The sequence below is a fragment of the Micromonospora sp. NPDC049114 genome (assembly GCF_040648635.1).
In the GTDB taxonomy this organism is placed as follows: domain Bacteria; phylum Actinomycetota; class Actinomycetes; order Mycobacteriales; family Micromonosporaceae; genus Micromonospora.
Window position 1 is genome coordinate 12,435 of the sequence record NZ_JBEZEA010000017.1, and the last position, 25,635, is coordinate 38,069.

Consider the following 25,635-nt stretch of genomic DNA (forward strand, 5'->3'; position numbering starts at 1 on the left):
CTGTGATGACCCCTGCGCGCTCCCACCTGGTCTGGGACTGGAACGGCACCCTGCTCAACGACCTCAGCCTGGTGGTGGCCGCCACCAACGCCGCGTTCGCCAGCGTGGGCGGGCCGACGGTCACCCTCGACGAGCACCGGACGCGGTTCCGCCGGCCGATCGCCGACTACTACGCCGAGGTGCTCGGTCAGGCTGTCGACGACGACGCGTTCGGCCGCCTCGACCGGATCTTCCACGACGCGTACCGCAGCGGCCTGACGACCTGCGAGCTGGCGGCCGACGCGCAGTCCGCGATGGCCGCCTGGGAGGGCAGTCAGAGTCTGCTGTCCATGTGGTTCCACGAGGAGCTGGTGCCCACCGTGCACACCTACGGCCTGACCGGCCACTTCACCCGCGTCGACGGCCTGCGGGCCACTGTCGGCGGCGACCGCAAGGCCGAGTCGCTGCAGCGGCACCTGGCCGAGCTGGGCGTGGACGGCGGCGCGGTGGTGCTGATCGGCGACTCCATCGACGACGCGGACGCGGCCCTCGCGGTGGGCGGCCGGGCGGTGCTCTACACCGGCGGCTTCACCGACCCGGCCCGGCTGCGCGCCTCCGGCCACCCGGTCGCCGACACCCTCACCGACGCGGTGGCCCTGGCCGCCCGGGAGGTCAGTTCCGCAGGTAGGTGAGGACGGCCAGCACCCGCCGGTGCTGCTCGGTGTCCGGCGGGAGCGTGAGCTTGGTGAAGATGTTGCGCACGTGCTTCTCCACCGCGCCGTCGCTGACCACCAGGGCGCGGGCGATGGCCGTGTTCGACCGGCCCTCGGCCATCAGGGCGAGCACCTCGCGCTCGCGGGGGGTCAGCTCACTGAGCGGGTCGTCGCGGCGGCGTCGGGCGAAGAGCTGGCCGACCACGTCCGGGTCGAGCACCGTGCCGCCGGCCGCCACCCTGCGCAGCGCGTCCAGGAACTCGTCGATCGCGGCGACCCGGTCCTTGAGCAGGTAGCCGATACCACCGCCGGCGCCGCCGGTGGTGGCCAGCAGATCATCGGCGTACGAGACCTCGACGTACTGGGAGAGCACCAGGATCGGCGTACGCGGCACCAGCCGGCGTGCCTCCACCGCCGCCCGCAGACCCTCGTCGGTGTGCGACGGCGGCATCCGGACGTCGACGATCGACACGTCCGGCCGGTGCTCCACCACCGCCTCGACCAGCGCGTCGCCGTCCCCGACGGCGGCCACCACCTGGTGTCCGCTCTCGGTCAGCAGCCGCACCAGCCCCTCCCGGAGCAGGACGGCGTCGTCCGCGATCACGATGCGCATGGCTGTGGTGTCTACCACGTCCGGCCCCGTTCCCGTTGGTTCACAGCGGAAGCTCCGCACGGATCTCGGTGGGCCCGCCGCTCGGGCTCACCACCGCCAGCTCCCCGCCTGCCGCCCGGACCCGGTCGGCGATGCCGGCCAGCCCGTGGCCCTTGGCGATGTGGGCGCCGCCCTGCCCGTCGTCGCCCACCCGCACCTGGAGCTGGGTGTCCTGGCGGGTCACGGCGACCACTGCCTCGGTGGCCCGGCTGTGCTTGGCGATGTTGGTCAACGCCTCGGCCACCACGAAGTACGCGGTGTTCTCCACCGCCGGATCGAGCCGTCCGCCCGGCGTGCCGAGCTGCCGGTCCACCTGAAGCTCGATCGGGATGAGCCCGCGCCCGGCGAGCGCGGCCAGGGCGCTGGGCAGGCCCCTGTCGACCAGGATCGGCGGGGCGATGCCCCGGGACAGCGCCCGCAGCTCGGCCAGCGTCTCCCGGGTCTGGGTCACCGCCTCGTCGATGGTCCGGCCGGCGGCCTCCGGGTCGGAGGCGAGCTGCATCCGGGCCCGGCTGAGGTCCATCGCGAGCCGGACGAGGCGCTGCTGGGGGCCGTCGTGGATGTCGCGTTCGAGCCGGCGCAGCGCGGACGCCTCGGCGGACACGGCGGCCCGCTTCTGCTCCTCCAGCACGGTGATCCGGTCCCGCATCTCGGCCACCCCGGTCAGCAGGGCCTTGGCGAAGCTGGCCTGGAGCAGCGCGCAGCCCCGGACCACGATCGGCAGCGTGATCAGGAAGAACACCCCGATCGCGGTGGTCACCCCGATCCGGGCCGTGGTCGAGTCGCCCAGGCCGAGCAGTTGGGCCAGGTCGCTGTCGTCCGCGCCGTGCGGCAGCGTCCAGTCGTACACCCAGTAGAGGGAGCCGGCGGCTGCGGCGATCCACCAGGCCACCGCCAGCACGAAGGTGACCAGCGCCACGATCATCCGCAGGATGCCGTGTGCCAGGTCGAGCCAGGACTGGGCGTCGCGCATCGGCAGGAAGATCCGCCGCCAGGCGTTCGCGCCCGCCTCCGGCATCCGGTAGTGCGGCCGGATCCGGGGTTGTCCCAGCACGGCGGGCAGCCGCAGTCGTTCGATGTCGGCCAGCCCCCGGGCCGCGTACAGGGTGCCGCTGAGGATCGGCAGGCCGATCACGGTGACCACCAGGCCGACACCGGCCACGAGGCCCGCGAGGAGGACGACGAAGCTGGCCACCGCGAGGGGGAGGCCGAGCAGCACGTACCCGGAGTCGACGAAGAGCTGGCGGGGGATGCTCGGTGCCAGCGTCGGATGGTCGCTGGCGGCAACGGCGGTCATAGCCCAAAGGCTAGGCATGGGGGCTCGGTGTCCCCATCCCGAAGCCCCGCCTCTCCCCCGTAGTGCTGTCCCTACCGCCGCCCCTGTGACCAGGCCCTACCACCGCCGGGACCGGCCGACGCGGGATTGGTCAGAGAAGTCGGGATTGAGCAATAATCGCCAGGGGTGGCGGGCGCGCAGGGCCGCTCAATCGATCTTGTGGAATGGAGGGGCTGGTGGGGTCGCGTCCCGGAGCGACAAGATCGCGATTTGTGCACGTCTTCACAAGCGCCTACTCTGTAGTTCCGACGCGCCCTGCTAGCACAGCCGGCAACCTCGGTCGCCAGCGGGAGTCCATAAGCGGCCGACCAGCGGAGTTGGCCGAGGATCGCACCGCACGGAGTCTCATGAGTCAGCACCGTCACCCAGGTGCGCCCGGCCGCGCCGGTGCCGTACCGGCGCTCCCGGATCTGCCCGAGGCGACCGTCGCTCGGCTCCCGGAATACCTGCGCGCGCTGCACAACCTCGCCGACGCCGGGCACGAGACGATCTCCAGCGAGGGCCTCTCGGCCGCCGCCGGGGTCAACTCCGCCAAGCTCCGCAAGGACCTCTCCCACCTCGGCTCGTACGGCACCCGTGGCGTCGGCTACGACGTCGCGTTGCTGATCGAGCAGATCGAGTACGTGCTCGGGCTCACTCAGCGTCGCGCTGTCGCCCTGGTCGGCGTGGGTAATCTCGGTCACGCTCTGGCCGGCTACGACGGCTTCGCCAGCCGCGGCTTCCGGATCGCCGCACTGCTGGACGCCGATCCCTCCCGGGTCGGCGAAGAGATCAACGGCCTGGTTGTCCGGCATGTCGACGAGCTGCCGGCGGTCGCCACGGAGGAATCCATCGCGATCGGCGTGATCGCCACACCGGCCGCCGCGGCCCAGCGGGTCGCCGATCAGCTGGTCGCGGTCGGCGTGACGAGCATCCTCAACTTCGCGCCGTGCGTACTCTCTGTTCCGGAGGGGGTCGACGTGCGCAAGGTCGACCTCGCCATCGAGCTGCAGATTCTGTCCTTCCACGAGCACCGCAAGGCGTCGCTGACCGCGCTGCCCGCCACCGGCGGGTCCGCTCTCACGGCCCTGCCCGGCGGGCTCGCGGCCACCGACACCCAGGAGGCGATCGGCACGTGAAACTGCTCGTCGTCGGCGCGTCCTACCGGACCGCCCCGGTCGCCACGCTGGAGCAGCTGGCCGTGCCCCCCGCCGACCTCACCCGCACCCTGGACCGCCTGGTCGCCCAGCCGTACGTGAGCGAGGCGGTGCTCGTCTCCACCTGCAACCGGGTGGAGGTCTACGCCGCCGTGTCCGGATTCCACGGCGGGCTCGGCGACATCTGCGCCGTGCTGGCCGAGCAGGCCGACAGCTCGCCGGCGGCGCTCGCCAGCCACCTCTACGTGCACTACGACACCGCCGCCGTGGACCACGTCTTCCGGGTCGCCAGCGGGCTGGACTCGATGGTCGTGGGCGAGGCGCAGATCCTCGGCCAGCTGCGTGACGCGTACCACTGGGCCACCGGCGCCGACTCGGCCGGCCGCCTGCTGCACGAGCTGATGCAGCAGGCGCTGCGCGTCGGCAAGCGGGCCCACGCCGAGACCGGCATCGACCGGGCCGGCCAGAGCGTCGTCACCGCCGCGTTGGAGCTGGCCGCCGGGCACCTCGACGGCAACCTCGCCGGCCACCCGGCCCTGGTGATCGGGGCCGGCGCGATGGGGTCGCTCGGGGTGGCCACGCTGTCCCGGCAGGGCGCCGGGCCGCTCACGGTCACCAACCGGGGCATCGACCGGGCCGTCCGGCTCGCCGAGTCGTACGGGGCGGACGCCGCGCCGATGACCGAGCTGGCCGCAACGCTCTCCACAGTGGACATCGTAGTGGCCGCCACCGCGTCCACTGAACCGGTCCTCACCCGCGCGGTGGTCGGTGCCGCGCTCGCCGAGCGGAGCCCCGCGCGGGGCCCGCTGGTCCTGCTCGACCTGGCCGTCCCGCGCGACGTCGAGGAGGGCGTCGCCGACCTGCCCGGCGTCGAGGTGATCGACATCGACCGGATGGCGACGCTGCTCGCCGACGGTCCGGCCGCGGCGGACGCCGCCGCCGTCGAGCGGATCGTGCTCGGCGAGGTGGAGGGCTTCCTCACCTGGCTGCGCGGCGCCGACGTGGCACCCACCGTGGCGGCGCTGCGCGGTCGTGCCGACGACGTCGTCACCGCTGAGCTGCGTCGGCTGGCCCAGCGCCGTCCCGACCTCGGCGACGACCTGCGGGCCGAGGTGGCCCGTACGGTGCACCGCGTGGTGCAGCGGCTGCTGCACCAGCCCACCGTCAAGGTCCGCCAGCTCGCGGCCGAGCCCGGTGGCGACCAGTACGCGGCTCTGCTGCGCGAGCTGTTCGACCTCCAGGTGCCGCAGACCTCGCCGGTGGACACCGTCCCCGACGTGCTGACCCCCACCAACGCCCCGGTGACCGGCTCCGACGCCACCGAGCAGATCCCGCCCACCGGAGGTGCGCGATGACCGCCCCCCTGCGCCTCGGCACCCGGGGCAGCGCCCTGGCGATGGCCCAGTCCGGCCACGTCGCCGAGGCGTTGACCGCCGCCACCGGCCGCCCGGTCGAGCTCGTCGAGGTGGTCACCGCCGGCGACCGCTCCAGCGCTCCGGTGCACCGGCTCGGCGTCGGGGTGTTCGTCTCCGCGCTGCGGGACGCGCTGACCGCCCGGACGATCGACTTCGCCGTGCACTCCTACAAGGATCTGCCGACGGCCGGCGCCGCCGGGCTGCACATCGCCGCCGTGCCGGCCCGACAGGACCCGCGCGACGCGCTGATCGCCCAGGGCGGGCGGACGCTCGCCGAGCTGCCGCCCGGCGCCACAGTTGGCACCGGCGCGCTGCGCCGCATCGCCCAGCTGCACGCCCTCGGGCTGCAACTGGAGGTCACCCCGATCCGCGGCAACATCGACACCCGCCTGGCGCGGGTGCTCGGCCCCGAGGCCGACCTCGACGCGATCGTGCTGGCCCGGGCCGGACTGGCCCGGATCGGCCGGACCGACGCGATCACCGAGACGCTCGACCCGATGCTCATGCTGCCCGCGCCCGCCCAGGGCGCGCTGGCCGTGGAGTGCCGGGTCGACGACCAGGAACTGGTCGAGCTGCTCGGGACGCTCGACCACGCACCGTCGCGCGCCGCGGTCACCGCGGAGCGCGCGTTGCTGGCAACCCTGGAGGCCGGGTGCAGCGCACCCGTCGCCGCCTATGCGGAACTCGCCGAAGGTGACGCCGGCGATGAGATCTACCTGCGCGGGGCGGTGATCAGCCCGGACGGCACTCGTGACCTCCGGCTGTCCCGCACCGGAACGCCCGCCGACGCGGCGGAGATCGGTAAGGCACTCGCCGCCGAACTCCTCGAACTCGGCGCCGACTCGATCCTCGGCCACGAAGGACACACCGGCCCGGGGACCCAGCAATTTGGGAGCACAGAATGACCCGCACCCGTAAGCCCGTCGGCCGTATCGCGTTCGTCGGGGCTGGCCCCGGCGACCCGGGCCTGCTGACCCGTCGGGCGCACGACGCCCTGGTCGACGCCGACCAGGTGATCTACGACCGGGGAGTCCCCGAGTCGCTGCTCGCCGTCGTCCGCGCCGAGGCCAGAGAGGACGCCGAGTTCACCCCGGCCGAAGGTGCGCCGGGGGACGTGGCGAAGGTGCTGATCTCCGCCGCCCGGTCCGGGCTGAACGCGGTGCACCTGGTTGCCGGTGACCCGTTCGGCCACGACTCGGTGGTCAAGGAGGTGCAGGCGGTGGCCCGCACCGCCGCCCACTTCGAGGTGGTGCCGGGTGTCGGCCAGGCAGAGGGCGTCGCCACCTACGCGGGGGTCCCGCTGCCGGGTGTGCGTACCGCCGCCGACGTCGAGGACGTCAGCACGCTGGACTTCGAGGCGCTGGCCGCGGCCGTCGGCCGGGGTTCGCTCGCGCTCGCGGTGGACGCCGGTGACCTCGCCGCCGTCCGGGACGGCCTGCTGGCCGCCGGGGTCGACGGCACCACAGGCGTCGGGGTGACCGGCGACGGCACCGGCGAGACCCAGTACACGACCACGTCGACCGTGGACAGCTTCGTGGCCGCCGCGCTCGGCTTCACCGGCCGGGTGGTGCTCACCATCGGCGCGGGTGTGGGCCAGCGCGACAAGATGAGCTGGTGGGAGAACCGCCCGCTGTACGGCTGGAAGGTGTTGGTGCCCCGCACCAAGGAGCAGGCCGGCGCGATGAGCGCCCGGCTGCGGGCGTACGGGGCGATCCCGTGCGAGGTGCCGACCATCGCTGTCGAGCCGCCGCGCACCCCGGCCCAGATGGAGCGGGCCGTCAAGGGCCTGGTCGACGGCCGGTACGCCTGGGTGATCTTCACCTCGGTGAACGCGGTCCGCGCGGTCTGGGAGAAGTTCGCCGAGCACGGCCTGGACGCCCGGCACTTCGGCGGCGTCAAGATCGCCTGCATCGGCGAGGCGACCGCTGACGCGGTCCGCGCGTTCGGCATCCAGCCGGAGCTGATCCCCGCCGGGGAGCAGTCCTCCGAGGGGCTGCTTGCCGAGTTCTCGCCGCACGACGAGATCCTCGACCCGGTCGGTCGGGTGCTGCTGCCGCGCGCCGACATCGCCACCGAGACGCTCGCCGCCGGGCTCACCGAGCGCGGCTGGGAGGTCGACGACGTGACCGCGTACCGGACGGTGCGGGCCGCGCCGCCGCCCGCCGAGATCCGCGACGCGATCAAGTCGGGCGGGTTCGACGCGGTCCTCTTCACGTCTTCTTCCACTGTGCGGAACCTGGTCGGCATCGCCGGGAAGCCGCACGCGCGGACGGTTGTTGCCGTGATTGGGCCCAAGACGGCGGAGACCGCGACGGAGTTCGGCCTTCGGGTCGACGTCCAGCCACCGCACGCCTCGGTGCCCGACCTGGTGGAGGCGCTCGCCGCCTACGCCGTCGAGTTGCGCGAGAAGCTGGCCGCCATGCCGGCCAAGCAGCGCCGTGGCTCGAAGGTGCAGGGGCCGACCGCCCTCCGCTTCCGGTAGTCGTCTCCAGGAGGGCCCTTTCATGTCGTACCCCGAGATCCGGCCCCGCCGCCTGCGCCGCACCCCGGCGATCCGCCGGCTGGTGTCCGAGACCAGGGTCGACCCGGCCGAGCTGGTCGTGCCGATGTTCGTCAAGGAAGGGCTGACCGAGCCGCGCGCAATCGGGTCGCTCCCGGGGGTGCTTCAGCACTCCCGGGACTCCCTGCGCAAGGCGGCCACCGAGGCGGTCCAGGCCGGCGCCGGCGGGATCATGCTCTTCGGGGTGCCGGAGCAGCGTGACCCGACCGGGTCCGGTGGCCTCGACCCGAACGGCATCCTGAACGTCGCCATCCGCGACGTGGTGTCCGAGGTGGGCGACAGCACTGTCGTGATGAGCGACCTGTGCCTGGACGAGTTCACCTCGCACGGGCACTGCGGCGTGCTCACCGCGGACGGTGAGGTGGACAACGACGCGACCCTGGCCGCGTACGCCGAGATGGCTGTTGCCCAGGCCGAAGCCGGGGTGCACATGGTCGGGCCGTCCGGGATGATGGACGGCCAGGTCGGCGTGGCCCGCCGGGCGCTCGACGCCGCCGGCCACCAGGATGTGGCGGTGCTGGCGTACGCCGCGAAGTACGCCTCGGCGTTCTACGGCCCGTTCCGGGAGGCGGTGGAGTCCGCGCTGGAGGGCGACCGGCGCACCTACCAGCAGGATCCGGCCAACCTGCGCGAGTCGCTGCGCGAGGTGGCGCTCGACGTCGCCGAGGGCGCCGACCTGGTGATGGTCAAGCCGGCGCTGCCCTACCTCGACGTGGTGTCGGCGGTGCGGGCCGCGGTGGACGTCCCGGTCGCCGCCTACCAGGTCTCCGGGGAGTACGCGATGGTCGAGGCAGCCGCCGCGAACGGCTGGATCGACCGGGAGCGGGTGATGTTGGAGACGCTCACCTCGATCAAGCGGGCCGGCGCGCAGATCATCCTCACCTACTGGGCGGTCGAAGCCGCCGGTCTGCTCCGCCAGCGCTACTGACCGGGTCCGCGGGTCCCGTCGGGGTGGCCACCTCGTCGGCGCCCGCGACGGCGGCCGGGAGCCTCCGGCTGGTCAGCCAGGCGAGCGCCAACAGCACGGCCGACACCGCAAGCGCGAGTTGGGTGGCCTGCGCCAGTTCCGGCGCGAGGTCGAGCCGGCTGGCCGGGCCGAGCCGGTTGGCTGCCGTGATGCCCCCGCCGCCCAGGGTCGGGGCGAGCCGGTCCGCCAGCCAGGACAGGGCGGCGGCGATCAGCGCCGTGCCGGCCGCGACCGAGGTGTGCGACACGGTGGTGAGCAGCGTGGAGCCGGACGGCAGGTCGTCGGGCGGAAGCGACCGGCTGGCCGCTGTCATCGTCGGCATCAGGGTCGCACCCATGCCCAGGCCGATGACCGCACCCAGCGTGGCCAGCAGCGGGTACGACGTGTCGGCGTCGAGCACCAGCACCCGGGCCACAGTGCCGGCCACTGCCATGGCGATGCCGAGCCCGACGACCCGCCGCGCCGAGACGCGATCGACGAGCCGGGTCGCGACCTGGAGCATCAGACCGGTGGTCAGCGCCTGCGGGATGCCGATCACCCCGGCCAGGGTGGCCGAGTCACCGCGTACCACCTGCACGTAGGCCGGGATGATCAGGAACGAGCCGAAGTATCCGGCGGCGAAGAACGCCACAGTCGCCGCGCCGGGGGTCATCCCTGGCGCGCGCAGCACGGCAAGGCGCAGCAGCGGCTGCCGTACCCGGCCGGCCCGCCAGGCGAAGGTGACCACCAGCATGGCGCCGAGCACGAGCGGCAGCAGCACGGACGTGGTGACGACCCCGCCCCGCTCGCCGGTGACGCTGAGCCCGTAGACCGCCAGCGCCAGACCGGGGCAGAGCAGCAGCAGCCCGAGGACGTCCAGCCGGACCGGTGCTCGTCGCGGGTCGGCGACCGGCAGTACCGACCGGCCGAGCACCATCGCCAACAGCCCCACCGGCAGGTTGATCCAGAAGATCCACCGCCAGGACGCGTGATCGAGCAGCAGCCCACCCAGCACCGGCCCGATCAGGGGCCCGACCAGCACCGGAAGGCCGAGCAGGCTCATCATCCGTCCGCGTCGCCCCGGCGGCACCGCGGCGAGCGCGACGGCCATCCCGACCGGGTTGAGCAGTCCACCGCCGAGCCCCTGGAGCACCCGGAACGCGATGAGCGACCCGACGCTCCAGGCGGCACCGGCCAGCACGGAGCCGACGGTGAACAGCAGCAGCGCGGTCAGGTAGGTGCGGCGGGCGCCGAAGCGGCCGATCGCCCAGGCGGCGGTGGGCATCACCGCGACCAGGGCGAGCGCATAGCCGCTGGTGACCCAGCCGATCGTGGTGAGGTCGGTGTCGAGGTCGTCGACCAGTCTCGGCAGGGCCACCACGGTGACCGTGGTGTCGATCACCGCGAGCAGACCACCCAGGGTCAGGTACCAGCCGAGCCGTCGCGCGGACGCATCCATGTCGGCGGCTCAGGGCCGGACCTGGCGGGCGGCGCGCAGCGCCTCGGCCCACCAGGCCAGCTCGCTCAGCGTGGCGTCGGCAGCCTGCCGCAGCGGCTCGTCGTCGACCAGCCGACCGGCGACGTCGAGTCGCTCCCAGGGAGCCCGGAGCACCACCCCGGAGCGGGTCGTGGCGGCCTGCACCTCGGCGAAGACCAGCCGGAGCTGCTCGACCGCGCGGATGCCGCCGGAGCCCGCGCCGTACGACACGAAGGCCACCGGCTTGCGGGCCCACTCCCGGTAGTGCCAGTCGATGGCGTTCTTCAGGGCGGCCGGGAAGCTGTGGTTGTACTCGGGTGTCACCACGACGAACGCGTCGGCGGCAGCCAACCGGGCACTGATCGGGCTGGCCGAATTGCCCCCGGGAGGGGTGTCGGCGAAGGGCAGCGCCACCTCGGCGAGGTCCACGAGGTCCAGGTCGAGGTCCGTACGGCGGCTCCCGTGGGCGACGAACCAGTCGGCGATCGAGCGGCCCACCCGAGGTTGCCGGACGCTCCCGACGAGCACGGCGACGGTCGGCGGTGCGGTGTCCTCTTGCGTAGTCATGACTCGGACGCTAGGACTTGAACTAATGGTGAAGTCAATGGCGGCGGGGGAGTGGCGATGGGCACGTTGACGGTCGGCGAGGTGGCCCGCGACAGCGGGGTCAGCGGTTCCGCCGTGCGGTTCTACGAGCGGCAGGGCCTGATCACGGCTGCCCGCACCGGCGGCAACCAGCGGCGCTTCGACGCCGACGCGGCCTGTCGGATCAGGGTGGCGCGCGTGGCCCAGCGCGTCGGCCTGACCGTCAACGAGATCCGCGACCTGCTCGCGGCCCTGCCACCCGGCCCCCAACTGGCCGACTGGGAGGGCCTGCACGATCGGCTGACCGCCGAGGCCGAGCGGCGCATCCGCGACCTGCACGCGGCACTGGACGACATCGGCTCCGGCCGCCGCCTCTGCGACCTCTGACCTCGACCGTCCGCAGTCCGCAGTCCGCAGTCCGCAGTCCGCTGATCGTCGTCCGCGCGCCCTGACGATCAGGGCAGGTGCCCCGGCTGGTCAACCACGGCCATCCGGATGACGGCGGCGAGCAGCTCACCGGCACGGGCCCAAGGCCCACGGCAAGGCCCACGGCCCACCGCCCACGGCAAGGCCCACGGCCCACGGCCCCACGGCAAGGCCCACGGCCCACGGCCCACCTTGAGGTCCTTTGCTCTGCTTCAGCGGAGGCAACACTGAGAGCCTCCCACTGTCGCCTCCGTTGAAGCAGAGCAAAGGATGCGTGCGGGGTGCGGCGAGTCCCTGAGCCGGCCAGCTTTCCACAGGGTTATCCACAGGGGTTGAGAGGCAGGTCTCGGCCGAGAATGGTTGTCGGATGGCCTCCGCACTCGTTCCTCCTTCGCCACCCGGCCCGACCGTCGGGCGGTTTCCCATCACCGGCCTGGTCCGGCGAGCCCGTCGGATGAAGGGGTTGGGGCAACGCCAGATGGCCCGCTTCGCCAAGGTCTCACCGTCGACCGTGGGCAAGGTCGAGGCCGGCAGCCTGATACCGAGTCTGGCGGTGCTGGAGCGCCTACTCGGCGCGGCCGGGCTCTATCTGGTGGTGGTGGACCAGGAGGGCCGGGTGATTCAACCGATGGTCGACCGCGACGACGTTCACGACGGCGCCGGACGCCGCTACCCCGCCCACCTCGATACGATCCTCGATCCTGAGCCGGGGGAGTGGTGGGGGGACATCTACGGCCTGGCACGGCCACCGGAGACCTACCACCGCAGCTCGGCGGACCGCGAGGCGCGGCGCCGACGCAGCCAGTGGGAGGTGCGGGTCGCGCAGCATCGGCACCTGCCACCGCCCCCGATCATCGATGAATACTACTGACACCGCGAACGGCCCACCCTCCGGGGAAACCGGAGGGTGGGCCGTCAGTGCCGTCGTTCAGTCGTCGTTGGTGATCGTGCCGGTCGCCAGGGGGTCGGCCAGCCGCAGGCCGGGCACCCCGGCCACCAGCAGGGTCAACTTCTCGTCCGACTCGCGCCGCCGGTCACCCCGCACGGTGACCGGGAAAGCCACCGAGGTGTCACCGGCGGCCAGCACCTTGCAGCCGGCGTACGGCTCGAAGTCCGAGCCCGCCTGCGCCGTGAGGCCGACGGTCGCGGCGCAGAGCAGCACCGGCTGGGACAACGGACGGGACACGGTCGCCGTGAAGGTGAGCTGACGGGTGCCCTGGTCGCCCTCGACCACCGACGTGTCGGCGACGGTCAACGACGCCCGGGACCGGAAACGGGCCACCTGCGGGTCGTGGTCGCTGGAGCCCCGTGACCCGTCACCAGTGAACTCCGCCGGCCAGTCGGCGTTGACGTGCGCCGCCCGCACCTGCACCAGGTCACCGTAGAGCGCGTCGTTGACGAACAGGTGGTCGAGCGTCTGCGCCTGCCCCTCGAAGCTGTACGAGTAGGCCGACGCGGGCACCTGCGCGACGAGGGTGTCCCACAGGTTGTGCAGGCCGGCCTCGTAGAGCGGGGCGAGCTGGTCCGACGGCGTCGGCTGCGCGGCGGTGGCGATGGGATCGTCCGGGCGGGGGAAGACGTTCAGGTCGCCGCCGTAGACCACCCGGGCGCTCCGATCGGACGCCTCGATCGCGGTGACGATCGCCGCGCCGTAGGTCGCCTGCTCCCGCCGCTGCCCGATCCGGCCGTCCGGGCCGGAGGAGTAGTGGTTGCTCAGCGCGTACAGGGTGAACCGCTCGGCCGCACCGGGCGCCGCGGCGACCGTGAACTTGCCCAGCTGGGGTGCCCGGGTGAAGACGTTGTTGCCGTCCTTGCCGGTGGAGGTGTCCACATCGGCCGGCAGTACCGCGTTGAGGGCCTTCGGGTTCTGCACGTCGGCGTTGCCCGGCAGTCCGGGGGCCCGGTACTGGACGGTCGGCGTCGAGCCGAGCAGCGGGTCGTTCGCCGTCGCGGCCGCCAACGACAGCCGGTCTGTGCGGTACAGGAACGCGGCGGTGATACCGCGGGCGTCCGCGCCGGTCCGGTCATAGGTGGCGGCGTACGCCGGCCCGCCGGCCGCCGCCACCGCGAGCGCCAACTCCTGGATGCTGTCCGGAGCACCGTCGGCGTTGTTGGTGTCGCCGCAGGTCAGCGCCGCACCGGAGACCGTGCAGATGTCCTGGTCCTCGGCCTCCTGCACCAGGATCAGATCCGGCGCGTGCAGATCGGAGACGATCTGGTCGGCGAGCGACGTCAGGTGCTCCCGGTAGTCCGCCTCGCTGCTCGGCACGTAGTCGAACGGCGGGCTGACGCCCGGGCAGCCGGAGTTGCCGGCGAAGTCGCAGCCGTCGAACGGGTCGTCGCGGTAGTCGTACAGGTTCTCCACGTTGTACGTGGCGACCGCTACCTCCTGGGAACGGTCGGCCGGCTTCGGCGGGTTGTTCTTCGACGGGTCGGCCCCGGCGTCGAACTCGGCCCGCTCGACCTGCACGCCGTACTTCTCGAACGAGTAGTAGACGCCGCCCACCGCGTCCGCGCGCAGGGTGTCGAAGGTGTGCGCCGGCGGGAGCAGCGCGGTGCTGTCCCCGGCGGTGCCCTTCACGCCCATGCTGCCGAGCAGCACGCGCTGACCGTTGCCGTCGTCGAAGCGGCGGCTCGGGTCGTTGTCCAGCGGGTGGGAGTCCCGGAAGACGCGTCGGGCGTACGGGTCTGCGCGGTCGAGCAGCGGGTCGTCCCGGTCGACGACCCACAGCTCCGCGTCCGCCGTGGACGAGAAGACGTCGCGACCGCTCACCGCGCCGCTGCCCGCGCGAACGCGCAGCCGGGCGCCCTCGTGCCGCTCCCACCAGCGCTGCGCCTCGGTCAGCTCGACCGGCGGCACCGCGTCGGTCACCGCGACAGTCGTGTCCACGTCCAGGCCGGTGGCGATCCGGCGGACCAGCGACGCACCGGAGAGCTGGGTGAGGTTGTAGTACTCCGACACGCGGGCCCGGAGCACCACCTCGTCGCCGACGGTCGGCACGTAGCCGCCGACCAGCGAGGTGAACGTGCCCATGAACACGAAGACGCCGTCGGAGCTGGTCGGGTCACCGTCGGTGTCACCGCTGCGGCTCTGCAGGAAGAACCCGTTCTGCTCCGCACCGGCCGTCGTCCGGGCGAGCGTCAACTGGGTGATCACGCCCCGGACGTCGTACATCGTGCTGCTGGTGCCGTTGCCGCTCGCCGGTGCGAGCGGTGACCGGTCGGCGGGGCCGGACTCGGCGTCGGTGGTCGGACCCTGCACCTCGCCGACGGTCAGCTCCCGGGTGACCTGCACGGCCAGCGCGCAGGTGGCGGTGCCACCGCCCGCGTCGGTAGTGGTCACGGTGACGGTGTACGCCCCGGCGGTGAGGTCGGCGCTCGCGCTGATCGTGGCGCGGGCGGTGCCGCCCACCTGATCGGCCGGGGTGAACGCGGTACGGGTGATCGAGCCGGAGGTCGGGCTCGGGCTGATCGCGGTCACCACCAGGTCGACGATGGTGTCGTCGGGGTCGGCGGCGGTCACCTCGCGGCTCGCGGCCGTCCCGGCGGCGGTGACCAGCGGCCCACCACAGGTCAGTGTGGCCGGCGCATCGACCGGGCCGCCGCCGTCCACGGTGTGCGAGCCGAGCCCGTCGAAGGTGTCGACGGGCAGACCGGTCCACTGCGCGGCCGGGTCGAACGCGTCCGACGGGTCGGTGTCGCCCGACGTCACCGTGGGCAGCCGGCGCAGCGTGTTGTCCGCCGTACTGGTCGCGCCCGTGCCCCACTCGGCGCCCGGGTCGACGCCCACCTGGCCGATCGAGTCGAGCACCGTGGCGCCCCGGCGCAGCACTATCGCGTCGTCGCCGTTGAACAGGCTCGCGCCGGTGGTCTGGTCGGCCTGGGCGAGGATGGCCGCCCCGGCCGAGGCGCTGGCGAACACGAACGCGTCCCCGGCGGCCACGGTCCCGGCCAGCGCGATGCTCGTCGGGGTGGTGGAGCCGTTGAAGTAGAGCTGGAGCTGGTAGCCGCCCGCGGTGAGGTCGACGGCGGCGCCGGTGCCGTTGAACAGCTCGATCGCCTTGTTGTTCGACGAGCCTTCGACGTACTCCGAGATGAACAGGTCGGTGGGCGCGGCGCTGGCCGCGGTGGGTGTGACGCCGAGAGCCGTGACGGTCACTGCGGCGGTGGCGATCGCGAGCGCGGCTGTCGTGCGGCGCGGGCGCATAGGGCCTCCACGATGGGTGGATGGGAGTCAACGCACGTTAAGGTGCGTAACCGTCCATCGTCCATCCCCCACCGGACAGTTTCGTGAATTCCTCAGCGCGGCGGGTCGATGCGGTGCACCAGCTCGGCGACGTCGACGCTGTATTCGCACCAGTCCCGGTCGGGCCGGTAGCCCAGCTCCGCGTTGACCTTGAGCATCGCCTCGTTGGCCTGGGCGTTCCAGGTCTGCACCTCGGCCAGCTCCGGCTCGGCGGAACGCAGTTCCAGCAGCATCCGCGCCTTGATCGCCCGGTCGATGCCGTAACCCCGGTGGTCCTGCGCGACGATCGTGTCGTACTGGTCGGCGCGGGTCGGGTGCTGCGCCGGCACCACGACCTCGGTCAGGCCGGCCACCTCACCACTCTGCTCGTGCCGGGCCAGGACGATGTACGGCTTCATGCCCCGCCGGTGCAGGGTGTCCAGGCTGTCCCGCAACCGCTCCGGGTCATACGAGCTGGGACGCAGCTCGCCGTCGTCGACGTCGCGCACCTCGGCCTTGGCCCGCGCGTACGACTCGATCAGGTCGTCCGGTGGCCCACCGGGGTAGAACTCCAGGTGGTAGCCCGCGCCGATCCCGGTGGCCATCTCGGCCAGCTCGGCCCAGTCCACCGAGGTCAGGTCGAGAACGCTGCGCGTCTCCACGTACTCCCGGGTGAAGCCGAGCGACTCGTAGAAGCCCACCGCCGGCGTGTCGCCGACCACCTCGACCCCGATCGACTGGAAACCCTCCTGGTAGACGCGGCGGGCGGCGCGCAGCACCAGCTCGCGGCCGAGGCCGTTGCGTCGGACGGAGGGATGCACCAGCACCTCGAGCACCCCGATGTCGCCGAGGAGCAGCACGTGGACCTGCCCGAGGACGGCGCCCGTCTCACCGGGAGCGGTCGGCTCGGCCTGAGCGAGCCAGGAGATCCGCCGCTCACCGGGCATCACCTCGCCGAGATACTCCCGCAGGGAGGTCTCCCGCCACGGCGGGTCCTGCGGCAGATCGGCCGCCAGCACCGCGTTCAGCGTTGTCAGCAGCGACGCGATCTCGGCGGACGACGCGGTCCTGGGGTCCCACTCGCGCACCATCACCCGTCTAGCTTGCCGCTAACGGCTGCTCGGGGGAAGTGTCCAGTTCTCCAATGTACGCGGACGATCACATCACGTGCGGCTGGCCCGTCCGTACCGGTCAGCGGTGTCGTAGACGGCCTTGGCGTACTGGCGCACGTCGTTGTACGACAGGATCGCGTTCCACCAGTCGCCCGGGATGCTGAGGTTGCGGCCGCCCTTGCACAGGTAGTTGCCGGCCGCCAGAGCGGCGTCATCCAGGTCGTGCGGGTCCTTGACGCCATCCTGGTCGGCGTCCGCGCCGATCTCCTGCCAGGTCGTCGGGATGAACTGCATCGGCCCGATCGCGCGGTCGAACGTGCTGTCCTTGTCGAGGACGCCGCGGTCGGTGTCGATGATCCGCATCCGGCCGCCGTTCCCGTCCAACGGCAGCCCGATGATCTGGGGCAGCGCCTTGCCGTCCGCCCCCAACCGCGCGCCGTTGGCCGAGCCGTGCCCGGACTCGACCTGGCCGATCGCGGCCAACGTCGTCCAGCTCAGCGCGCAGCTGCGGTTGGTCTGGGCGAGCATCACCTCGGCGTACCCGTACGCCTGCACCGCGGTCGCGGGAATGTTGACCTTGGCGGCGACCTGTTGCGCCCAGGCGGCCAGGGAGTCCGAGGGACGGCCGCCGGCCGTCGGACCGACGGCCGGCCCGGTCGGCATGCCGCCGCTGGGGAACGCTCCGGTGGGGAGCGGCGCGGTCGGCATCGGCCCGGTGGGCAGGGGACCGGTGGGCAGCGGGTCGAGGGGCACCGCCGGCGGCAGGGCCACGGTCGGCGCGGCCGTGACGTCGGCCACCGGTCGGGATCCCCGGATGGTCGCCGGGACGAGCAACGCCCCCGCCGCGGCGGTCGCGGCCACCAGGACCAGCAGGAAGACTCCCGGGACCGTGAGTCGTCCGCTGGGCCGGCGGGCCCAGGCGCGGGTCGCCCGGGCGGCGGTCACCGCGGCCTGACGTGGCGGTGGCACCCGTACGGCGTGCGCGAACGGCACCCGCCGCCGACGGCCACGTTCGGGCACCGGCACCACGGCGACACCGTCCACCTTGGTCGCCGTCACGTCGGTGGCTGTCGCGCCCGCCGCTGTCGCGGTGTCGACCTTCGCGCCGTCGGTCTTCGCGGTGTCGGTCTTCGCGTCGTCGGTCTTCGCGGTGTCGGTCTTCGCGCCGTCGACCTTCGCGCTCTCGGCCTCCGCGGTGTCCGCTCGCGGGTTGTCGGTCTTCGGGGCTCCGATGCTGTCGGCCTTCGCGGTGTCGCCCTCGGCGTCGTCGCGCGTCGGGCTCTCGGCCTTCGCGTCGTCGGCCTCCGCGCCGGCGCGGCCGGCTTCGGCGCTGCCGGCGGCGGCTGCGGTTGGGGCGTCGGGGTCGGTGGTGTCCGAAGAGGGCTTCGCGGGGGCGAGGTCGCCGGTGGCGGTGGCCCCCAACTGGTCACCGGTCGGGGTATCGACGTTCGGGGAAAGGGGTGCGTCGGTGGTCACGGACGTCGCGGGAGTCTTGGCCTTCGCGTCGGTCGTGCCGCCGCGAAGCCAGGGCCGGCGGGGGCGGGGCACGGCTGCGGGCGCCGGATCCGGTGCGGCGCCCGACTCGGCCAGCGGCCCGTCCAGCGGCGCGGCCGGCCGAAGCGGTTGCACACGCGTTTTGTCCTCGCCGTCCACCACCCGTCGAGTATCACTCATGTCCCCGGCGAGCGTCAGGCCCACGTACCCTGATCGCCATGCCCCGGTACGAGTTCCGCTGCCGCGCATGCGGCGACACTTTCGAGGTCAACCGTCCGATGGCGGAGGCCGGCGCCCCGGCCACCTGCCCGCAGGGTCATGCCGACACGGTCAAGCTGCTCTCGGCGGTGTCGGTCACCGGCCGGGGCACTGGTGGCGCGCAAGCTCCCGCTGGTGGCGGTGGCTGTTGCGGTGGTGCCTGCGGCTGCTGAGCTGGCGTTCCGGTGGCCGGCCGGTGGCTGGCCTTGCCGGGAGCGGGTTCGAGTGGCACCTTGAGGCGGCACGTGCCCGGCCGTTCTCACGATGCGTGACCGCTCGGAGTCAGGCAGCATGAACCCGACGTCACGGGCGGAGGTTCCACGCATGTCGCCACGGATCCAGCTCCCGAGCGGTTGGGTGACCTTCGTGTTCACCGACATCGAGGGCTCGACCCGGCTGGCTCAACTGCTCGGCGCGGACTACCGCCCGGTGCTCGCCGAGCACCGCCGGTTGCTGCGCCGCACCCTGGCCGCCACCGGTGGCGCGGAGCTGCTGACCGAGGGCGACTCGTTCTTCCTGGCCTTCGACGACGCGGCGGCGGCGCTGACCGCCTGCCTGACCGCCCAGCGGGCATTGGCGAGCCACGACTGGCCCACCGAGGAGGCCGCGCCCCGGGTGCGGATGGGCTTGCACACCGGTTACGCCGAGCCCCGCGACGGCGAGTACGCGAGCCCCGAGGTGCACCGGGCCGCCCGGGTGGCCGCCGCCGCGCACGGCGGTCAGGTGCTCTGTTCGGCGTCCACCGCCCGCCGGGCCGATCCGCTGCCCCCGGGCGCCACCCTGCTGGACCTGGGCCTGCACCGGTTGCGTGGCTTCGACGACCGGGAGCGGCTGTTCCAACTGGTCGCGCCCGGCCTGGAACGGCAGTTCCCCCGCCCCCGCACCGCCGACGCGGTGGCGCACAACCTGCCGACCCAGGTGACCTCGTTCGTCGGGCGGGAGGTCGAGCGGGCCGAGCTGGGCCGGTTGGTCGAGCGGCACCGACTGGTCACCGTGCTGGGCGCGGGTGGCGCGGGGAAGACCCGGCTCGCCGTGGAGTTGGCCGGTAGCGTCGTCGAGGCGTACCCGGACGGGGTCTGGTTCGTCGACATCGCCGCGGTGACCGACCCGGGGTTGGTGGCGTTCGCCATCGCCGCGGTGCTCGGGCTGCGGCCCGAGCCGGGCCGCCCGATGCTGGACACCCTCGTCGAGTACGCGGCCGCCCGCCGGATGCTTGTCGTGCTGGACACCTGCGACACACAACCGGCCGCCTGCGGCGAGGTCATCTCACGGCTGCTCTCCGGCGGGGGCGGGGTGCGGGTGGTGGCGACCAGCCGCGAGTCGTTCAGCCTGCCCGGCGAGGTGGTCTGGCGGATCCCGCCGCTCTCGGTCGATCCCCGTCCGGACGGCGTGGAGAGCGACGCGGTCGCGCTGCTGCTGGACCGTACGGCGGCGGCCCGTGGCGGTCGGCGGCCCGACCCGTCCGAGTCGGCCGACCTGCGGCGGGTGGTGCAGCGGCTGGACGGGCTGCCACTCGCCATCGAGTTGGCGGCCGCCCGGCTGCGGGTGCTCTCGGTGGGTCAGCTGGCCGAGCGGTTGGACGACGTCCTCGGCACGTTGGACGCCGGCCGGGAGGATCCGGATCCGCCGCCGGTGGAGCGGGGCTGGTCCGGCAACCAACAGGACACCGTGGACCTCGTGGCAGCGGCGATCGGGACACCGCCGCCCACCCCGGCGAGCAGGGCCGTGCAGCGTTCGGCCACCGAACGACATCTGACCATGCAGGCGACCGTCACCTGGTCGTACCGCACGTTGGGGCCCCGGGCCGCGCGGCTGTTGCGCTGGCTGGCGGTCTTCGCGGGGCCGGTGGATCTGCCGACGGTGGAGTGGCTGCTCGGCGACGACCCGCTGGATCCACTGTCGGTGCTGGTCGACAAGTCGATGGTGTTGGCCGAGCCGCGCGCCGCCGGCAGTTCGTACCGGATGCTCGACCCGATTCGGGCGTACGCGGCGCGACGGCTGGCCGAGGCGGGTGAGGAGCAGGCTGCCCGGGACCGGCACGTGGCCTGGTCGGCGCACGCGCTGGAGCGGGCCCACCTGGGGCCGGACGGCCGGCCGGTGACGTTGTCGCTCTACACCCTCGACCCGCTGGCCGACGAGCTGCGGTCCGCGTTGCGCTGGTGTGCCACCGGCGGCAGCGCCCGTGCCGGTCTCCGCCTGGCCGGTGGGCTGGACCAGTGGTGGCGCGAGCGCGGGCTGGCCCGGGAGGGCCGGCTCTGGCTGTTCCGGCTGTACGGACGGATCGCCGAGACCGGTGAGCGGATCCCGGAAGCGGAGCTGGCGGCGGCGTACCACATGCATTCCCTGCACGCCGGCGCCGACGGCGAGTTCGCGGAGGAGTTGCGCTACTCGCAGCGGGCGGAGGCGGCCGCCCGGCAGGCCGGCGACGCCGGGCTGCTGGCCCGGGTGCTCGCCGGCCGGGCCGCGCCGTTGGTGGACATGGGCCAGTTCTTCGAGGCCGAGCGGGTCTGTCGGGAGGTCATCGACTGGGCCCACGGGCAGGACGTGGTCGGCGAGGCGCTGTTCGCCGTGTTCAGCCTGGCCGAGCTGCTGTGGCGGCGCGGCGCGCTGGAGGAGGCGGCGGAGCTGCTGGGAGCGGCGCGTCCGGTGGAGGCTGCCCGGCCGGTCGAGCGGGGCCGGCGTTCGGTGGACATGCTGCTCGGGATGGTCGCGCTGGCCCGGGGCGACGTGATCGCCGCGCACGAGCACCTGCTGGTGGCGTTGCGTTCACGGATGGGGCACGGCTACCACGGCCGGGCCTGCGACACGCTCAACGCGATCGCGGTGCGTTGCGCTCTCGGTGGCGACCGGTTGACGGCCGCCCGGCTGTTCGGGGCGGCCCAGGCCACCCGGGCGAGCATGCGAGCGACACCGGGCATCTACGGCGGCTACTGGGCCGACCAGCAGGCGGAGCTGCGGGCGATGGCGGGCGACGCGGCGTTCGACGACGCGTACGGGGAGGGCGCCGAGATGGGCCTGGACGAGGCCGTGGCGCTGGCGCTGGACGTGGAACACCCGGACCTGGCGGCGGATTCGACCCGCTTCAGCACCGACCTGTCCCAACACGCGCCGGCCCCGCACCCGGCGGACCCCAACCGCCACCATCCGGCAACCCGAACGGAACGGGCCTGACCTCCCACCGTTGACCATGAAGTTGTTGCCGCGACACGCCGGGCGGACGGGCAACAACTTCATGATCAACGCGACGGGTGGGGTGGGGTTAGCGGGTTGCGGCCTTGGCCTCGGCTTGGGCCTTCATGCGGGCGGCTCGGTCGATGTCGGCCTGCTGGACGGCTGCCACCGAGCCGAAGATGTGCACCGCCTGGTAGTACGTCCAGGCCAGGCTGTAGCAGGCCGGGCGGACGACAGTGTTGTACGTGACGCAGACCCGCTTCAGGTCCGCGTAGAAGGCGTTGTCCAGGCGGGACTTGTTGGCGGAGAACTGGCCGACCGCCTTGTAGTTGCGGTAGCCGAAGTCGTGCCGGTAGCAGCTCAGGTTGAAGGTGAACCCGAGCGGGTTGTCCGGGCTGGACGAGCAGTAGTCGGTGGACCAGTCGAAGTTGTACTCGTTCCAGGGGGCCCGGTTGACGCGGGCGCTGTTCCAGGAGTTGTAGCTGGACGCGCTGGTCTGGGTCCAGCTCGACAGCACGGACAGTCGCTCCGCGGGGGTGACGGCGGCGGCGGGGGAGGCGACGGCGAGGGTGGCGAGCAGCGCGAGCGCGCCCGAGGCGAACAGGGTGGCGAGACGTCGGGGCACGGTTTACCTCCGCGGGGTGAGCGGTGGGACGGAAGTTACCGGCGGGTTACCGGATGTCGATGAGTGTCGATCAGCTGATCAACTGGGCGGTATGTGCGCCGCCAACTATTGGTGACATGCGTTCAAACAGACGAATGCCCCGGGTGCGCGAGGCACCCGGGGCATTCCGCGGAACGGGTCAGTGCAGCAGGAACGCCGGCGGGCTGGCCGGGCTCTCGTTGGCGGTACGGTCCAGCGCCGTCACCCGGTAGGTGTACCGGTGGCCGGGCTCGGCCGTCGTGTCCACCCAGGACTGGACGCCGCCGGGGGTGGCCCGGACGGTGTCGACGAGGTGCGTGGCGTCCGCCGTGGCGCACCGCCCGGGCAGGGTGGTGCCGTCGAAGCGGTAGATCGCGTACGACGTGGCCGTGCCCAGCGGGCCCACGCCGTCGGCGGGCTGGCGCCAGGTCAGCCGCACCCCGTCGGCTTCCCGGGCGACCCTGGTGACCACCGGGAGGAGCAACGGCTTCGCCGGCAGGTGTGGCATGGCCGGCACGAGGGCCGGGCGGGAGTAGTGCTCGGCCGCGTAGATGTCGGTGGCGCCGAGCCGGTTGGCCCGCACCTGGACGGCCGAGAAGTGCACGTTGCCCTGCACCTCGGGGTACGACCGGTTGAGCGTGAGGTGGTCGGACAGCTCACGCGGGTTCTGCCAGTACGGCCCGTACGCCGGATCGCCGCTCTTGTAGTCGGCCTGGCCGATGTAGAGCTGGACCCGGGTGCCGCGCACGGTCTCGGCCCACCACGGGACCAGCCGCGCGTAGTCGGCTGCCGGGTACTGGCCGATGTACCAGTAGAGCTGCGGCACCACGTAGTCGATCCACTCCTGCTTGACCCACTTGCGGGTGTCGGCGGAGATGATGTCGTACGACTGGCTGCCGGTGGTGTCCGAGCCGAGCGGGTCGGCGCTGGCGTTGCGCCAGATGCCGAACGGGCTGACGCCGAACTTCACCCACGGCTTCGCCGCCTTGATCTTGCCGTTCATCTCCTGGATCAGCAGGTTGATGTTGTCCCGCCGCCAGTCCGCCCGGTCCGTGAAGCCCCGGTTGTACGCCGCGAAGGTGGCATCGTCGGGCACCTGGTAGGTGCCGCTGGGGTAGGGGTAGAAGTAGTCGTCGAAGTGCACGCCGTCGATGTCGTACCGCTTGACCGCGTCCATCATCGCGGTCTGAACGAACTCGCGGACCTCGGGGATGCCGGGGTTGTAGTAGAGCCGGCTGCCGGCCACGCCGGCCGGCGGGTAGGCGAAGGTCCAGTCCGGGTGCTGCCGGGCCGGGTGGCCGGGCGCGAGCTGGCTGAGGTCGGCGCCGGCGCCGCCGGGGGCCGGCATGGAGACGCGGTACGGGTTGAACCAGGCGTGGAACTCCAGGTTGCGCTTGTGCGACTCGGCAACCAGGAAGGCCAGTGGGTCCCAGCCCGGGTCCTGGCCGCGTACGCCGGTCAGGTACTCCGACCACGGCTCGTACGGCGAGGGCCAGAGCGCGTCGGCGGTCGGTCGGACCTGCACGACTACGGCGTTGTGGTTCAGCCGTTCGGCGAGGTCGAGCAGTTCCCGGTATTCGGCCTGCTGGGCGGCGACCCGGTCCGGGCTGGTCTGGGACGCCTTGCTGGGCCAGTCGATGTTGACCACCGACGAGATCCACATCGCCCGGAACTGTCGCTTGGGGGTGGCCGGGTTGGTGACGCAGGTCGGGGTGGTGGGGGTGGTGGTGGCGTTCGCGGGGGTGGCGGCGGCGAGTGAGCCGAGCAGAACCGCGGCCAGACCGGCGGCTGCGAGTCGGGTTGCTTTCATGCGGTATGTCCCTTCATTGGGGCTCCCGTGCACTGTGGGTGCGGCAAGATTCGCCGCTGCCTATCTGCGTACAGAAGGAAATTTTCACAATCGCGTCGCCACCGCAAGTATTCGTGGTTGACCATTCCTCCGGCTGGGTAGCACGGCGGTCACCGGCCGCTGCGGTGGTGGCCGCGCGGTGGGGAGGGGTGAGCGCATGTCCGTGCTGCGAACCAAACCAATCAAGGACGTCATAGCCCAGGGCGACGCCGACGGCAGCGACGGCCAGCTCGGGCTCAAGCGGCGGCTCGGCGCTGTCGACCTCACCGGCTTCGGCATCGGCATCGTGATCGGCACGGGCATCTTCACGCTCACCGGGATCGAGGCCCGCGACAGCGCCGGTCCGGGCGTGGTGATCTCCTTCGCCATCGCCGGCGTGGTCGCCCTGCTCGCCGCCCTCTGCTACGCCGAGCTGGCCTCCAGCGTGCCGACCGCCGGCAGCGCCTACACCTACGCGTACGCCACGATGGGCGAGATCGTCGCCTGGATCATCGGGTGGGACCTGCTGCTGGAGTTCGCGCTCGGCGCGGCGGTGGTGGCCCGCGGCTGGTCCGGCTACCTCGCCGAGCTGCTCGACCTGCCGACCCGGTGGTTCGGTGAGGAGGGCAGCATTGTCAACATCGGCGCGATCGCCATCGTGCTGATCCTCGGCGTCGTGGCGATCGTCGGCATCCGGGAGTCCGCCCGGGTCACCAACCTGCTGGTGCTGGTCAAGGTGGCGATCTGCGTGTTCGTGGTGGTCGCCGGCCTGTTCTTCGTCAAGGCGGCCAACCTCAGCCCGTTCATCCCGCCGGCCGAGCCCGCCGGCAGCGGTGACGACGGCATCAAGCAGCCTGTCACGCAGGCGCTCTTCGGGTTGGAGCCGTCGGTCTTCGGCTTCGTCGGGGTGCTCAGCGCCGCCGCGGTGGTCTTCTTCGCGTACACCGGCTTCGAGGCCGTCGCCAACCTGGGCGAGGAGACGCGCAAGCCCAAGCGGGACCTCACCCTGGGCCTGCTCGGCACGCTGCTGATCTCCACAGTGCTCTACATCGGCGTCTCGCTTGTGGTCGTCGGGATGGTGCCCTATACCGAGATCGACCGGGGTGCCCCGATCGCCTCGGCGTTCGAGTCGGTGGGTGCCGGCTGGGCGGCGACGCTCGTCTCCATCGCCGCGGTCGCCGGCCTGACCAGCGTCATCCTGGTCGACCTGGTGGCGATGGGCCGGATCGGCTTCGCCATCGCCCGGGACGGCCTGATCCCGCCCTCGATCGCGGCAGTGCACCCGCGCTGGGGCACCCCGTACCGGATCTCGGCGATCATGACGGTGGCGGTCGCGTTGCTGGCCGGCTTCCTGCCGCTGTCCGCGCTTGCCGACCTGGTCAGCATCGGCGCGCTCTGCGCGTTCGTGCTGGTCTCGATCGCGGTGCCGATCCTGCGCCGCAAGCGCCCCGACCTGGAGCGGCCGTTCCGGGTGCCGTTCTCCCCGGTGCTGCCGGTCGTCTCGGCGCTGGCCTGCTTCTACCTGATGCTCAACCTGTCGGTGGAGACGTGGCTGCGGTTCCTGGCCTGGATGCTGCTCGGCGGCATCATCTACTTCGGCTACGGCTACCGCCGCAACCGGCTGGCCCAGCACGAACCGGCGGTCGCCCCGACGCCACGCGAACCGAGCGCCTGACCGA

Annotated in this window: 20 protein-coding genes; 11 read left to right on the forward strand and 9 right to left on the reverse strand. The window is 72.6% G+C overall.

The genetic code is table 11. The features are described 5' to 3' along the window. Positions 1–5 precede the first annotated feature (5 nt). The gene (locus tag AB0B39_RS29990; protein ID WP_357575985.1) at positions 6–671 is read left to right on the forward strand and encodes an HAD hydrolase-like protein; all 666 of its coding nucleotides are present in this window, start codon (positions 6–8) and stop codon (positions 669–671) included. Here AB0B39_RS29990 and AB0B39_RS29995 read toward each other — a convergent pair. After that, a complete protein-coding gene (locus AB0B39_RS29995; RefSeq protein ID WP_357494671.1) occupies positions 652–1,305 on the reverse strand; it encodes a response regulator transcription factor in 654 nt (217 codons plus the stop codon). The two genes, AB0B39_RS29990 and AB0B39_RS29995, sit on opposite strands and share 20 nt — an antisense overlap. A 40-nt stretch (positions 1,306–1,345) precedes the next feature. Next, positions 1,346–2,641, reverse strand: coding sequence for a sensor histidine kinase (locus AB0B39_RS30000; protein WP_357494669.1), 1,296 nt, complete (start codon positions 2,639–2,641; stop codon positions 1,346–1,348). Between the two features lie 386 nt (positions 2,642–3,027). Between AB0B39_RS30000 and AB0B39_RS30005 the strand changes: the two genes are divergently transcribed. Genes AB0B39_RS30005 through hemB form a run of 5 tightly spaced genes read left to right on the forward strand, consistent with a single transcriptional unit; the run spans position 3,028 to position 8,719 of the window. Further along, positions 3,028–3,798 (forward strand): redox-sensing transcriptional repressor Rex, encoded by a 771-nt coding sequence (locus tag AB0B39_RS30005; protein ID WP_234582375.1) that lies wholly within the window; start codon positions 3,028–3,030, stop codon positions 3,796–3,798. Beyond that, a complete protein-coding gene (locus AB0B39_RS30010; protein ID WP_357575986.1) occupies positions 3,795–5,171 on the forward strand; it encodes a glutamyl-tRNA reductase in 1,377 nt (458 codons plus the stop codon). The genes AB0B39_RS30005 and AB0B39_RS30010 overlap by 4 nt, the downstream gene beginning before the upstream one ends. Next, the gene (gene hemC, locus AB0B39_RS30015; RefSeq protein ID WP_234582377.1) at positions 5,168–6,136 is read left to right on the forward strand and encodes a hydroxymethylbilane synthase; all 969 of its coding nucleotides are present in this window, start codon (positions 5,168–5,170) and stop codon (positions 6,134–6,136) included. The genes AB0B39_RS30010 and hemC overlap by 4 nt, the downstream gene beginning before the upstream one ends. Continuing rightward, positions 6,133–7,713, forward strand: coding sequence for a uroporphyrinogen-III synthase (locus AB0B39_RS30020; RefSeq protein ID WP_357494666.1), 1,581 nt, complete (start codon positions 6,133–6,135; stop codon positions 7,711–7,713). The genes hemC and AB0B39_RS30020 overlap by 4 nt, the downstream gene beginning before the upstream one ends. Before the next feature lie 22 nt (positions 7,714–7,735). Beyond that, positions 7,736–8,719: a porphobilinogen synthase gene (gene hemB / locus AB0B39_RS30025; RefSeq protein WP_357575987.1), complete on the forward strand. Its 984-nt coding sequence runs from the start codon at positions 7,736–7,738 to the stop codon at positions 8,717–8,719. Here the strand turns inward: hemB and AB0B39_RS30030 are convergent. Then, positions 8,670–10,196 carry a DHA2 family efflux MFS transporter permease subunit gene (locus AB0B39_RS30030; protein ID WP_357575988.1) on the reverse strand — a complete coding sequence of 509 codons (1,527 nt, stop codon included), beginning with the start codon at positions 10,194–10,196 and terminating at the stop codon, positions 8,670–8,672. The genes hemB and AB0B39_RS30030 overlap by 50 nt on opposite strands. 9 nt (positions 10,197–10,205) lie before the next feature. Continuing rightward, entirely contained in the window at positions 10,206–10,781 is a 576-nt protein-coding gene (locus AB0B39_RS30035; protein WP_234582381.1) for an NAD(P)H-dependent oxidoreductase, read from the reverse strand. A gap of 57 nt (positions 10,782–10,838) precedes the next feature. Here AB0B39_RS30035 and AB0B39_RS30040 point away from each other — a divergent pair, with 57 nt between their 5' ends. Together AB0B39_RS30040 and AB0B39_RS30045 are read left to right on the forward strand one after the other, a co-directional pair. After that, positions 10,839–11,186 carry a MerR family transcriptional regulator gene (locus tag AB0B39_RS30040; protein WP_357575989.1) on the forward strand — a complete coding sequence of 116 codons (348 nt, stop codon included), beginning with the start codon at positions 10,839–10,841 and terminating at the stop codon, positions 11,184–11,186. Positions 11,187–11,592: 406 nt separating this feature from the next. Further along, positions 11,593–12,096 carry a helix-turn-helix transcriptional regulator gene (locus tag AB0B39_RS30045; RefSeq protein ID WP_234582383.1) on the forward strand — a complete coding sequence of 168 codons (504 nt, stop codon included), beginning with the start codon at positions 11,593–11,595 and terminating at the stop codon, positions 12,094–12,096. Between the two features lie 57 nt (positions 12,097–12,153). Here AB0B39_RS30045 and AB0B39_RS30050 read toward each other — a convergent pair whose 3' ends face one another. The 3 genes from AB0B39_RS30050 to AB0B39_RS30060 all read right to left on the reverse strand — a co-directional run bounded on the left by AB0B39_RS30050 (position 12,154) and on the right by AB0B39_RS30060 (position 18,236). Continuing rightward, positions 12,154–15,432, reverse strand: a complete 3,279-nt coding sequence (locus AB0B39_RS30050; protein ID WP_357575990.1) for a lamin tail domain-containing protein — start codon at positions 15,430–15,432, stop codon at positions 12,154–12,156. A gap of 92 nt (positions 15,433–15,524) precedes the next feature. Next, complete coding sequence (locus tag AB0B39_RS30055) at positions 15,525–16,541, reverse strand: GNAT family N-acetyltransferase (protein WP_357494966.1); 1,017 nt, start codon at positions 16,539–16,541, stop codon at positions 15,525–15,527. Positions 16,542–16,613: 72 nt separating this feature from the next. Further along, entirely contained in the window at positions 16,614–18,236 is a 1,623-nt protein-coding gene (locus AB0B39_RS30060; protein ID WP_357575991.1) for a lytic murein transglycosylase, read from the reverse strand. Positions 18,237–18,274: 38 nt separating this feature from the next. On the opposite strand from AB0B39_RS30060, the gene AB0B39_RS30065 reads away from it, so the two are divergent. Continuing rightward, positions 18,275–18,487 carry a zinc ribbon domain-containing protein gene (locus AB0B39_RS30065; protein ID WP_357575992.1) on the forward strand — a complete coding sequence of 71 codons (213 nt, stop codon included), beginning with the start codon at positions 18,275–18,277 and terminating at the stop codon, positions 18,485–18,487. A gap of 151 nt (positions 18,488–18,638) precedes the next feature. Then, positions 18,639–21,485, forward strand: coding sequence for an adenylate/guanylate cyclase domain-containing protein (locus AB0B39_RS30070; protein WP_357494655.1), 2,847 nt, complete (start codon positions 18,639–18,641; stop codon positions 21,483–21,485). Positions 21,486–21,573: 88 nt separating this feature from the next. Here AB0B39_RS30070 and AB0B39_RS30075 read toward each other — a convergent pair whose 3' ends face one another. Continuing rightward, complete coding sequence (locus AB0B39_RS30075) at positions 21,574–22,110, reverse strand: phospholipase (protein ID WP_357575993.1); 537 nt, start codon at positions 22,108–22,110, stop codon at positions 21,574–21,576. A gap of 178 nt (positions 22,111–22,288) precedes the next feature. Next, the gene (locus AB0B39_RS30080; protein WP_357575994.1) at positions 22,289–23,938 is read right to left on the reverse strand and encodes a family 10 glycosylhydrolase; all 1,650 of its coding nucleotides are present in this window, start codon (positions 23,936–23,938) and stop codon (positions 22,289–22,291) included. A gap of 196 nt (positions 23,939–24,134) precedes the next feature. Between AB0B39_RS30080 and AB0B39_RS30085 the strand changes: the two genes are divergently transcribed. After that, positions 24,135–25,631 carry an amino acid permease gene (locus AB0B39_RS30085; protein WP_357494649.1) on the forward strand — a complete coding sequence of 499 codons (1,497 nt, stop codon included), beginning with the start codon at positions 24,135–24,137 and terminating at the stop codon, positions 25,629–25,631. Positions 25,632–25,635: the final 4 nt, after the last annotated feature.

Coding starts and splice junctions, on each gene's coding strand:
- AB0B39_RS29990 (WP_357575985.1), top strand. CDS start 6: ATGACCCCTGCGCGCTCCCACCTGGTCTGGGACTGGAACGGCACCCTG.
- AB0B39_RS29995 (WP_357494671.1), bottom strand. CDS start 1,305: ATGCGCATCGTGATCGCGGACGACGCCGTCCTGCTCCGGGAGGGGCTG.
- AB0B39_RS30000 (WP_357494669.1), bottom strand. CDS start 2,641: ATGACCGCCGTTGCCGCCAGCGACCATCCGACGCTGGCACCGAGCATC.
- AB0B39_RS30005 (WP_234582375.1), top strand. CDS start 3,028: ATGAGTCAGCACCGTCACCCAGGTGCGCCCGGCCGCGCCGGTGCCGTA.
- hemC (WP_234582377.1), top strand. CDS start 5,168: ATGACCGCCCCCCTGCGCCTCGGCACCCGGGGCAGCGCCCTGGCGATG.
- AB0B39_RS30020 (WP_357494666.1), top strand. CDS start 6,133: ATGACCCGCACCCGTAAGCCCGTCGGCCGTATCGCGTTCGTCGGGGCT.
- hemB (WP_357575987.1), top strand. CDS start 7,736: ATGTCGTACCCCGAGATCCGGCCCCGCCGCCTGCGCCGCACCCCGGCG.
- AB0B39_RS30030 (WP_357575988.1), bottom strand. CDS start 10,196: ATGGATGCGTCCGCGCGACGGCTCGGCTGGTACCTGACCCTGGGTGGT.
- AB0B39_RS30035 (WP_234582381.1), bottom strand. CDS start 10,781: ATGACTACGCAAGAGGACACCGCACCGCCGACCGTCGCCGTGCTCGTC.
- AB0B39_RS30040 (WP_357575989.1), top strand. CDS start 10,839: ATGGGCACGTTGACGGTCGGCGAGGTGGCCCGCGACAGCGGGGTCAGC.
- AB0B39_RS30045 (WP_234582383.1), top strand. CDS start 11,593: ATGGCCTCCGCACTCGTTCCTCCTTCGCCACCCGGCCCGACCGTCGGG.
- AB0B39_RS30050 (WP_357575990.1), bottom strand. CDS start 15,432: ATGCGCCCGCGCCGCACGACAGCCGCGCTCGCGATCGCCACCGCCGCA.
- AB0B39_RS30055 (WP_357494966.1), bottom strand. CDS start 16,541: ATGGTGCGCGAGTGGGACCCCAGGACCGCGTCGTCCGCCGAGATCGCG.
- AB0B39_RS30060 (WP_357575991.1), bottom strand. CDS start 18,236: ATGAGTGATACTCGACGGGTGGTGGACGGCGAGGACAAAACGCGTGTG.
- AB0B39_RS30065 (WP_357575992.1), top strand. CDS start 18,275: ATGCCCCGGTACGAGTTCCGCTGCCGCGCATGCGGCGACACTTTCGAG.
- AB0B39_RS30070 (WP_357494655.1), top strand. CDS start 18,639: ATGTCGCCACGGATCCAGCTCCCGAGCGGTTGGGTGACCTTCGTGTTC.
- AB0B39_RS30080 (WP_357575994.1), bottom strand. CDS start 23,938: ATGAAAGCAACCCGACTCGCAGCCGCCGGTCTGGCCGCGGTTCTGCTC.
- AB0B39_RS30085 (WP_357494649.1), top strand. CDS start 24,135: ATGTCCGTGCTGCGAACCAAACCAATCAAGGACGTCATAGCCCAGGGC.